Here is an 11061-nt window from a genome sequence, read left to right as displayed (position 1 = left end):
GCAAAAACAATAGGAGTTTGTGGGCGGGTCTTTTTCTGCAACTGTGCCACAATACGTTCGCGTTCAGCAGCAGATAGGTCGGGCGGACATTTAGTCACTACCACTATATCAGCTTGCTGCACACGGCTCACCACATCGCGGAGTCGCCCCATAGGTAGTAGCCAATCGTCAGTAAATAGCTGCCCATAAGCCGTTAGGACTATATTTTTAGTTGCTTTTATAGGGCGATGCTGAAAAGCATCATCTAAGATAACCACTGTAGGCGGGGTTGGCAATTGCAACAGCTGCCGCATCCCCTCTACCCTATCTCCACAAACAGCTAAAATAATATCTTTATGAAATTTTCGCCAGAATTGGAAAGGCTCATCGCCTAAATCAGCTACTGTGGACTGTGCATCAGCTAACACAAAGCCTTTCGTCTTGCGCTTATACCCCCTACTGAGTACTGCCACACGGCACTTAGGGTGCAACTGCCTGACCAAGTATTCCACCATCGGACTCTTGCCAGTACCCCCTACCGCTACATTACCTACGCAGATAGTTGGCACTGCAAAAGTATGTTCTTTAAAAATCCCCGTATTATAGCACCAATGCCGCAAGCGCACTATCGCCCCATAAAGAAGCGCAAAAGGGAAAAGTAAAAACGATAAGTATCGCATTGTTATTCGTAATTAAAATCGATATACTTCTTTATCTTCTCGCCGTTATAAGTGGTTACCGTGCCCAGCGCATCGGCAGAGGCAAGAGTAAGGGTTCGCTTCTTAAGGTGCAAAAAGCTCAATACCCCATCGAGGCGCGCCAAGAAGCGCAACATCTGATGCGACACTCGTTTAGTAGGGGCTTTCACCCCTAATTGTTTAGCAATACGCTCTAAAACAGCTTTATAAGTTAGGTTTTCAGCATTTAGTACAAAGCGTTCGCCCTCTACCTCAGAGAATTGTAGCTGCACCATAGCGCGCACTACATCATCTACCCCTACAAAACCTGTAGCACCAGCCGGATAATAGCGCAACCCGTCGGCTACTTTCTTGTACAACAAGCCTGAGCCTCTATCAGCAAAATCGCCCCCCAACACTACTGAAGGGTTTACTATTACTACCGGCAAGCCTTCTTGCGAACCGCGCCATACCTCCATCTCTGCTCCGTGTTTACTGATAGCGTAATCGGTATTATTATCTTCGTTATTCCAATCGTTTTCCTCGTCTATAGGGGTATGAGGTAGGGTTGAAAGAGTAGCTACCGAACTTACATAACAGAGTTTTTTTACCCCAAAGTCGATACTGAGGTTCACTATATTGGCAGTGCCCTGTACGTTCACCTCTATAAGTTTATCAAAATCTTGGGGCTGAAATGAGATTAAACCAGCACAATGAAAAACGAAAGTAACACCCTCGAACGCTTTTTCAAGTGCGGGGATGTTACTTAAGTCTGCTTGTATCCATTCGATAGTGTCAAACTGAGCGGCGCCACTATCGCTGTGTTTTACAAATAATTGTCTGATTTTCTCAAGCGATTGGGTATTGCGGTAGATAGCCCTCACTTTATACGCCTTATTTTTCGTAAGATTCAAAAGCAAGCGGCTGCCTATTTGCCCCGTTCCGCCAGTTACTAAAATCATTATTCTTGTTCTAATGGTATACGTTCGTCAATAAGTTTGAGCGCGATAGGCGAGTCGTTATCATTGTAAAACTCAAATAGGTCTAAGATAGAGTGTACTAAGCGTTCTTCTTCTAATTGCTCTTGTACAAACCATTGCAAGAAGTTTTCTGAAGCATAGTCGTCTGACTGACGCGCTTTCTTGAAAATAGCAAAAATAGACTGAGTTACTTTTATTTCGTGCTCTAAAGTTTTTTCGTATACTTCTTTTAGTGAACCGAATTCTTGTTGTACTTCTCCTACTTTAGGAGCGAAAGCACGAGCACCGTTTTCATTAAGGAAACGGAAGATTTTCATCATATGGTCTCTCTCTTCTACAGCGTGGTTATAGAAAAACTCAGCACTGCGTGAGTAACCATTGTATTCTGTCCAAGAAGCCATAGCTAAATAAAGCGAACTTGCTTCTGCTTCTTTACTTACTTGTTCGTTAAGAAGGTCGATAATTTCGGGGTGCAAACTAGTTTGCGTTCTGGTGTACTTTGTTTTTGACATATGTTATAATTATTATTAAGTTTTTTAGTGCGGCAAAGGTACTAATTTTTCACCAATTAGCAACTAAAAAAGATATTTATATACCAAATTTTAATTAAATCTATTTTTTATCATTATTCCGCTCCTGCCTTCCACTGGTGCAGTACCCTCGAATAGAAATATATAAACACAAAAGTAGCTGCTAATATTACATAGTTATTAGGCAAACTACTTGGCAACAGTCGCCCCTCTATAAGCAATAGGGTGCTGTAGGAAGCGGGAACAAATACAATAAGCGAAAAGTTGATGAGGATAGCCGAATGCAGCTTGCTGATATGTCCTAATAGGTATACTGAGGCAAATATCATCAGATAAGCGGTTAGTATGTACAACCACGCCACCGAATCGCCACCCAAAGCAAAGACTGTTATTATTGATAGGATAGCCAAAAGCAGTGCCAGCACGTGCGAAAAAACAATACCAAAAAGAAATGAACGCACATTAGTGACCCTCACACAAAATACTATCAGCGAAAAGAAGAGGGCTATCATCATAAAAATATCAAGATAGCCTAATATCTTTACTACTCCTATTTTATTTTCAGCATTTGTAATAACGTAATACGCCTCTTGTAGCTGAGGGTCATCATAGTCCATTTTGTTTTCTATTGTAGGGTATTGCAGTTTAAGTGACGCTACATACGAAGACGAGTAATGACACCTAAAACGTACATCTTCGCCCATCACAAACGATATAAAAAACGAAATAGAGGCAAAAACTATCAGAAAATACTGTACAAACTGCCCGAAGAGTTTGAGCGCATTACTGGGGTAAAAATGCTTAAAGGCGTTGTTTTTGCTCATCTGCACTAACCAGCCTACCAACAGCAAAGTAGAAATGACAAAATTGAGCAAAAAGGCTATTGGAAAGAATTTTTCTATTGTACCAAAATATTTTGTACTAAAGTCTTCTTCATTCACCGAAAAGAAGCCAAAAAGAAAGAAAAACAAGTGCGCACAAAGGGCAATGCCCAATAGCCACACTATTTTGGTATTCCACAGAGACGGATAACGCTCTAATAAATATTGTTCTATTTTCTTCATTTGCTTAATAATTTGTTATTCGGGCAATGCCTTCCAACGCAGCACTGCTTTTGTGTATAGGGCGGTAAAAGCCATTACCACCAGTACAAATATCCCTTGCATCAGGTAGTACCCAAAATAAGAGCCTGCAAAAAAATCCATGCAATCTGATAATGCATTGAGTGCCTCATAATCGTAGTAGTTTTCCGATGTATTAGCTAAATAGAGACAATGATAGATAAGTTTTATCAATAGATACCCTAAAAAGAAAAACGCTAATCCAAAAAATGTTATTGATACATTCAGCAGCACCCCACTGAAGAGCTTGCGTATCTTGCCCTGTAGCTTGAGTGAAAGCACTAACACAACTACATAGGTAAGCAGAAAGAGCCCCATTGCGCATTCTTCATCGTAATAAGAGGTAAACTCGGTTAGCGGAATAAAGAGTATTGCCAGCATCGTGACTAACAGACTCAGTACCCCCGAAAAGACTACCGAAAACAAAAAAGTGCGGAGCCCCGTAGCACGTATGCAGAAAAGCACCATCGCCATAAAAAACGACAATATTACAAACACTTGTAATGGCTCATATACACAATATTTAAAATCTCTTTCTTTAAGCCGTTGGGCATTTTGGGCTATGTAATACTCTTCTACCTGCTCTTGCGGATAATAGTCGGTATAGTCATACATCTGGTAATCCTCGGGATAGTAATGTAGCACTTCGTCTATATAGCTATCAGTATACCGCCAGTGTGCCTTTGCTTTCTGGCCTGCAAAAAACGGTACCGCCAACGAAATTGATAGCAGTATCGTCAGAAAGAAACATACGAACTGCCCAAAGATTTGTCGTGCCTTTAACGGATAAAAATGCTGCAAGGCATTATTGCGGAACAGATAGATAAGCCAGCCTACTAACAGCAGCACACTGACAATTAGATTTAGTATTAAGGGTATCCCCTCGTAGCTGCTGTAGATACTGTAGTAGCTATCTTTGAGCATATCGTCATTTATAAGACAAAAACCACCTATAAAAAACAATATCTGCGCCAAGAGTGCTAAGGGCAGTACCCAAACGATGTGCGTATTCCAAATAGTAGGATAACGCTCTAACAAATACTTATTCATAACTCCCCTCATATTTAACTTACAAAAAACCTACGTGTAGAAGCCGATATATTGCGAATATAAGTAAGGTCTATCTTTGCCTTACCCAAAGCCTCTAATACAGCCGAATACTCGGTATTAGGGCGGAAATACGCTACATATACCCCTCCGTTGTAGTTGAGTTTCTCAAGCGCAAATGCTTTGAATACTGCCATCAATTCTTCGCGGGTGTTAGTAGTATCTATCTCTACTATCAGCGGCATAGCCTCTTCTGTGGCAGTTGCCTCGGCATTATCTGTATACTGACCGTTGCGCAAGAATATTACCTTATCTGATATTTTCTCTACCTCAAAAAGCTGCTGCGAACTGAGGATAAGGGCAATAGGGTGATTTACCGAGTTGGCTATCATCTTCAGGTCTTCTAAGATAACCTGTTGTGCCAATACATCCAAATTACCCAAAGGCTCATCGAGTAGGAGAATTTCCGGCTGGCGCAAAAGGGTACGCGCTAACTCAAAGCGCATTTTATAACCTGACGAAAGGGCATTCCAATCTAAGTGTTGGTACTGCCAAAGCCCTAAACGGGCAATCATAAGCAGGGTGCGCAGCTCGTTTTCTTCAGCCGGAATACCATAGCTTGAAAGGGTAAATTTCAGATTGTCTTTCAGGCTACCATACCACTTTTCGGTGCGCTGGGGTATGTAGATAAGTTTAGTACGCAGGTCATAGTCGTTCTTAGGTCGCTCGGTAAAGTAGTATTTCACTACTCCCGAATCGTATGACAGGTCGCGTGCTAAAATGCGCAATAGGGTAGTTTTACCATTGCCGTTCTCGCCTACCAACCCATATACTTGTCCTTTTTTGATAGAAAGCGAGATAGGGCCTAACTGAAAGCGCCCTAAAGCATAGTGCTTGCGCACCTCTTCAGCTACTAATACAGCCGTTTCTGTAGGGAGTTCCGTTACCTTGCAATCGGCTATCTCTCTGAGTAGCACTGTAGCTTTTTCGATAAGAGTTTCTACCTCAGCAGGGTGTTTTTCTTTCCAATCAGTTAGTGCGATGGCTTTCTCATAAATAGACATCTGCTGCGTATCAGCAGCACAATCTAACAATTTTCTGAAAGCTAAACCTATATCTTTCTGTGTAAAATATTGCAGTGTTTCTTGCACACGTAGCTGGTGTTTATTCATAACAAAACATTTATGGCGACAAAGATACTAAATAAAGACGAAATGTGAAAGAGTAAACACAAAAAAGTTACCCGAAGAAAATACTCCTTCGGGCAACTCCGTCTATTTAGGTTCTTGTTTAGTCTGTTGTAGGTTGTCTTTTACTCGTTTTGTACCATTTTAGCGTTTGATTCTATCTCATCTTGTGGTATTTGGTATACCCAACGTTTATCTCCTGCAGGTACGGTCACCTTAAAAGTATGATTACTGCCTGCCTCTTTGCGGTCTACCCCTAAGTGCCAACGCTTAAAATCGAAGAAAGAGGTACCTTCGCCCCAAAGCTCTATACGGCGTTGCGTGCGCACTTCTTCGCGCATAGCCGCTTGGGTAGTTGCGGTGAGTGTATAAGAAGGGTCGCGATAGTTCTGCATAAAATCTTCGAGGGTAGTCTTGGCAGTAGTCAAATCGTTTTGCTCTACTAAAGCCTCTACATACAAAAAGAAAGGATCTTCTATGCGTATGAAACAGTAATCGCTCAAGAAACGCTGGTCGGTAGCGTACTTTACATTAGCATAATTGGGCAAACTATAGCGGTCTGCTATCGCAGGGAAAAGCGTACTATTGATGTATATTTTCTTGCGCACATCAGTATCAGCTATTTTAGCGTAGAGGTTGCTGTACATATTCTTATAAGCCCCTGCTCCCCCTGCATACCCTTGTGTTATGGTATTGTCGATATGCGAGTAGAAAGAACCCCAAGAGGTGGTAGTTTGCTGGGTGATGTCGTAGCCCCAGAGCCAAGAAGTGTTACTAATATCCCACTTAGCCCCTTGCACTTCAGCCATTGATGTATAATTGAAATCAGAAGCATTAAGCACTATTTGGGCGTATTGGGCTACCTTTGCCCACTCTTCTTTATGCGCATATACTTTAGCCAAATAAGCAGCTGCTACGGCTTTATCAACATCTTCTTTGCTTTCGGTAATGGTAAAGCGAGCATCATCTACTACCGATAAATCTTCTATCATTTGGGCATACACCTCTGCCACTGTAGCGCGTGCTAACTTGGCATCAGTAGGCTTCAGCATTAGCGGCACCCCTAATTTTGTTTCGTTGCCCTTATAAGAATGCTGATACAAATTCACCAAATAGTAGTAATAAAGAGCCCTTAACGACTTCAGTTCAGCATATTTCTGATAAAGCACTTGCTCGGTAGGGACTTCAGCAAAATAATCGGCTAAAATGGTGTTGATAGCACTAATTTGTCGGTAGAGAAAATTCCACATAAAGCTAGTGCGCGAATAGGTAGCGTTTCGCATATCGAAATAATAGTCATAACTGAACCAATGATACGAAGCTTGCACCATATCCTGCCCTGTAAGGTCTAAGGATAGATGGATAGACTTCAGCCCAAACGAATCGTGATAGCTATTCTGTAGTGCTACATTATTATTATAAATACCATTGAGCTCTACTTGTAGTAAGCTGGCTTTAGTATCTACATCGGCTTTGAGCTCCTCTTTGCGCTGGTCGGTGAGGTATTCATCTACCTTAGGGTCGAAATCACTCTTAGAACAAGCGGTAATAAGTAGTGATAAAAAAGCGGTGGAAAGTATATATTTTTTCATAGCTTTTGCAATTTTAAAAAGTGAGTGTTAATCCCATTGAAACGGTACGAATAGGGCTGTATACGGCAGCTGTATTACTGCCCGACAAGCTAGTACGAGGGTCTAAGCCCTTGCGGTGGCTCCACAAATACACATTATCAGCCGTAAGGTAGTAGCGCAGCTTAGTAAGCCCTAATTTCTCTACCATCTGGCGCGTGAAAGTATACCCCAAACTTATATTGCGCAGCGATAGATAGTCTGACGATACCATAAAGCGGTCAGAAAGATTAAGCATCTTCTGATTAGCAAATTCAAGACGCGGAATGTCTGAGGTGGTATTATCAGGCGTCCAACGATTGCGAATGTCAGTATGCCAAGTTCTACCCAAGTCGCCTGAATGCATCAGTCCAGCGTACTGATAGTCATAGAATTTACCCCCTAACTGGTAAGAAAACTGTACTGCAAGGTCAAAATTATAAGCACTAAGAGTGGTACCAAAGCCCCCTTGTAAGTCAGGAATAGAAGTGCCTGCATATTGCTTGCTCGAACTATCGTAATCTGCACTGCCTTTCAGCTCATATTCGCCCGTAGTAGCATTTTTTACATAGAACTGGGCATCGCCATTGGTAGGATTTACGCCTCCCCATTTCACCAAATAAAAATCGTATATACTGCCTCCCTCTTTCAGTGTTTGATAGCCACGTGTTAGTCCTTTTTCACGTAATTCTTCAGGTAGGCGAGTTATTTCGTTCTTGTAGTGCAAGCCATTTACTGAAACAGTCCACTGTACTTTATCAGTACGCACAGGGGTTACCGCTAATGAAAACTCTACCCCTTTGTTTACCATATCAGCTACGTTGCGCGGTTCTGAACTAAAGCCCGTAGAAGCAGGTAACGGCATATTAAACAGCAGGTCGTTGGTTTTCTTTACAAAGTAGTCAGCCTCCAAGGTGAGTCTGTTTCTAAAGAAACCTAATTCTATCCCTGCATTGAGGTTGCCACTCTCTTCCCAAGTGATATTGCGATTGCCTTTATAGCTGGCTACAAGCCCTGGGGTATTGCCATTAGTACTTACGCTGTAGAGCGTCATATAAGGCACGTATGAGCGCCCTCCGCCAGGTAAATAAAGCTCGTCATTACCCTGTACCCCATAGCTCAACTTCAGTTTTACCAAATCTACGAAATCTACTTTCTCTAAAAACTTCTCTTCGCTAAGCAACCAAGAGGCTCCTACTGACCAGAAAGTACCCCAACGATTTTCGGGTGCAAATACTGATGAGCCATCACGGCGCAAACTAGCTGAAAGGTAATACTTTTGCTGATAGTTAGCATTTAGCTGACCGAAGTAGCCTTCTACAAAGTAACGCCGAGTATATGAGGTGAGTGAACTGAGCACCGCAGCATTATTGAACTCGCTATTGCGGGGGTCTACGAAGTTCTTCTTGCTACCCTCTATAGTACCGAAACGCTTCTGATAGCTTTCGTGACCAAAAAGGGCTTCTATACCATAATTATCCCAATTTTTGCTATAGCGCAATAATTGGTTAAAGGTCATTACTATATTGTCAGATTTGTACTTAGTTGATTCCCCTCCATAGTTCTTACCTGCACCACCTAATGGAGTAGTGAAGTAGTTCACATCATAGAAATTAGCATAAAAATTGCCATTTACTGAAAAAGTGAGATTTTTATGCAGTTGTGCCTCTAACGAAAGCGCCTGATTGAAATAATAATCGCGACTGTAGTTTAGATTCTCGCGCTGTGTAGCTACAGGGTTGGTATTATCATTAAACTTTCGGGTAGCCCCATAGTCGTAAGTATTTAATCGATTGCCATTGGCATCGTGCTCGTAGATAGGATAAATAGGCGCTATCGTTCGCGTCCACGCAAAAGGGTTATCATAGCTGCTGCTCTCTGTACTGCCTTGTTTTTCGGTGTAAGTAATCATTGAAGAAGCATTGGCTTTTAGCCAAGAAGTAATGTCGCCCTTGTAAGCAAAACGAGTAGAATAGCGGTTAAAATAACTATTCATATTATAGCCCTCATCGCCCAAATAGCCAAAAGAGAAGTAAAAACTATTGTGTTCAGTACCTTTGGTCATACTCAGGTTGTGCTCTTTGCGCACACGACTATTGAAGAGAGCCTTTTCCCATTGGTTGAAAGTAGCCGCATCAGAATATTTGATAGTAGCGGCAGGATTAAGTTTACCGGTAGGCAGTACCACCTTATCATCAGCTACGTTATAGATATTATAGCCTGCCCCCACATTATTGATAAGCGATTGGCTGGCATTGCTGCGCGCCAAGGCATCAGCTTGTCTTTGAGCGTACAAATTCTGGTTGTAAAGCGCCGCCCAAAGCGTTTCGTAGTATTCGCCAGGGCTGCTGATAATATCATACTCAGGGATACCGCGGTAGTTGAAGCCCAACTTACTATCTACCGAGATAGATAGGCGCCCTTTAGAACCACTTTTGGTAGTGATAAGCACCACCCCATTAGCACCACGAGCTCCGTAGAGAGCCGAAGAGGAAGCGTCTTTTAGCACGTTCACACTCTCTATATCGCTGTTATTGATGGCGTTGAGCGTCCCTTCAAAAGGCATCCCGTCTAAGATGATAAGGGGAGCACTTGAAGCGTTGATAGAGCCAATACCCCTAATGCGGATAGCAGAACTACTACCAGGTTGCCCTGACGAGGTAGAGATTTGCACCCCTGCGACAGCCCCTTCTAAGGTTTTGGCCACATCGGTAGTCTGTTTGGCCTGAATAGCGTCGGCCTTGATAGTAGCCATAGAGCCTGTAAACGATTTTTTGTCGGTAGTACCATAGGCTACTGCTACTACCTCAGTACCTTCGAGCTGTTGCACATCAGCAGAGAGGACGATATGCAGCGTGCGCTCCTTGCCTACCTTTACCTCTTTAGGAGCATAGCCGATAGTCGAAAAGACCAAGATATCGCCCTGATGAGCTTTCATCTCGAAGTTACCATTCCAATCGGTAGCCATACCCTTAGCAGTACCTTTGATGACGATAGCCGCCCCTGGCAGCTCAAGTCCGTCTTCATCTTTTACGGTACCTTTGATAGTTACTTCCTGAGCTATTAGCCAAAAAGGGAAAAGCCAACAGAAAATAAACAAAGCGATTTTGTGTGTGTTATCCATACATTTATACGTTTTAATGCGCCAAAAGTATCATTATCTTTCGTAACTACCAAGAAAAAAGTAAAAATTTAACAAACATTAACAATTTAGCGTTGTTTTGTGATATTTACTATTTTGCAAGAAACGCAAAAGAGAAGCAGCCAAAAGGTCTTTTATTGAAAGATTATCAGTTTTAGAGGCTTTCTGCTGCAAAAAATGCAAAATTTTAACAAAGAGGAAGAAGAGACAAAAGTTGGTTGTTGTTCGCTCACCCTTCGCTCATCGTTCGCTGAAGGTTCGCTGAAGGTTTGTGTATGGGAAGGGTGAGAAGGCTGGGAAGAATGGGACAAGTGAGACAGGTGGGACAAGTGAGACAGGTGGAAGAAATGAGAAGGCTGTGAGGGCTGAGAAGAATGGGAGGAATGGAGATGATTGGTAAATAAAAAAGAGTGATAGAAATCGTTCTATCACTCTTTGTATAGTAACTTATGTAAGTCTTACAAATAATAGCCCATAAATTCTTTCTTACAATTATTATTATTGAGCACTTTTGTTAAATCCTGACAATAGACAATATATTTGTTAGTCTCAGGAATAGACATTTTATCTGTACCTGGGTAAATGAAAGCTATGTAAGTAATATTTTTATCAATCATTATAGCCATTCTTGATACAAATTTTTTAGCTACAGAGTCAGCTCTATGAGGATCTAACTCAATAATAATACAATGATCCGTTTTTTCATTTCGCCCAAAAATATCAAAACTATCTCTTTGATTATCAGAAGGAGTGTACTCTGTTTCCCATTTATATTCCTTTAAAACAGTTTT

The 11061-nt window shown here is 41.8% G+C and carries 9 protein-coding genes; all 9 read right to left on the bottom strand.

The genetic code is table 11. The features are described from left to right. Nucleotides 1-659: tetraacyldisaccharide 4'-kinase (lpxK, locus tag HMPREF9074_RS10360; protein ID WP_034540635.1), on the bottom strand; the 659-nt coding region annotated here is incomplete at its 3' end. Between the two features lie 2 nt (nt 660-661). Beyond that, on the bottom strand, nt 662-1618 hold the full coding sequence (locus tag HMPREF9074_RS10355) for an NAD-dependent epimerase/dehydratase family protein (protein ID WP_009392735.1): 957 nt from the start codon (nt 1616-1618) through the stop codon (nt 662-664). After that, nucleotides 1618-2148, bottom strand: coding sequence for a ferritin (locus HMPREF9074_RS10350; RefSeq protein WP_009392737.1), 531 nt, complete (start codon nt 2146-2148; stop codon nt 1618-1620). The genes HMPREF9074_RS10355 and HMPREF9074_RS10350 overlap by 1 nt, the downstream gene beginning before the upstream one ends. Nucleotides 2149-2261: 113 nt before the next feature. Further along, nucleotides 2262-3230, bottom strand: a complete 969-nt coding sequence (locus HMPREF9074_RS10345) for a hypothetical protein (RefSeq protein ID WP_009392739.1) — start codon at nt 3228-3230, stop codon at nt 2262-2264. 15 nt (nt 3231-3245) lie between these two features. Further along, the gene (locus tag HMPREF9074_RS11790) at nt 3246-4337 is read right to left on the bottom strand and encodes a hypothetical protein (RefSeq protein WP_052141387.1); all 1092 of its coding nucleotides are present in this window, start codon (nt 4335-4337) and stop codon (nt 3246-3248) included. Nucleotides 4338-4351: 14 nt separating this feature from the next. Further along, nucleotides 4352-5506 (bottom strand): ABC transporter ATP-binding protein, encoded by a 1155-nt coding sequence (locus HMPREF9074_RS10335; protein WP_009392741.1) that lies wholly within the window; start codon nt 5504-5506, stop codon nt 4352-4354. Between the two features lie 140 nt (nt 5507-5646). Next, nucleotides 5647-7113 (bottom strand): RagB/SusD family nutrient uptake outer membrane protein, encoded by a 1467-nt coding sequence (locus tag HMPREF9074_RS10330; protein ID WP_009392742.1) that lies wholly within the window; start codon nt 7111-7113, stop codon nt 5647-5649. A 13-nt stretch (nt 7114-7126) separates the two neighbouring features. Beyond that, complete coding sequence (locus HMPREF9074_RS10325; RefSeq protein ID WP_009392744.1) at nt 7127-10252, bottom strand: SusC/RagA family TonB-linked outer membrane protein; 3126 nt, start codon at nt 10250-10252, stop codon at nt 7127-7129. A gap of 476 nt (nt 10253-10728) precedes the next feature. Continuing rightward, nucleotides 10729-11061, bottom strand: a 333-nt coding sequence (locus HMPREF9074_RS12450; protein ID WP_034540632.1) for a hypothetical protein, incomplete at its 5' end; no start/stop codon positions are given.

It is taken from the genome of Capnocytophaga sp. oral taxon 329 str. F0087 (assembly GCF_000213295.2).
Classification (GTDB): domain Bacteria; phylum Bacteroidota; class Bacteroidia; order Flavobacteriales; family Flavobacteriaceae; genus Capnocytophaga; species Capnocytophaga leadbetteri_A.
This window is presented reverse-complemented; position numbering and strand designations above follow the sequence as displayed.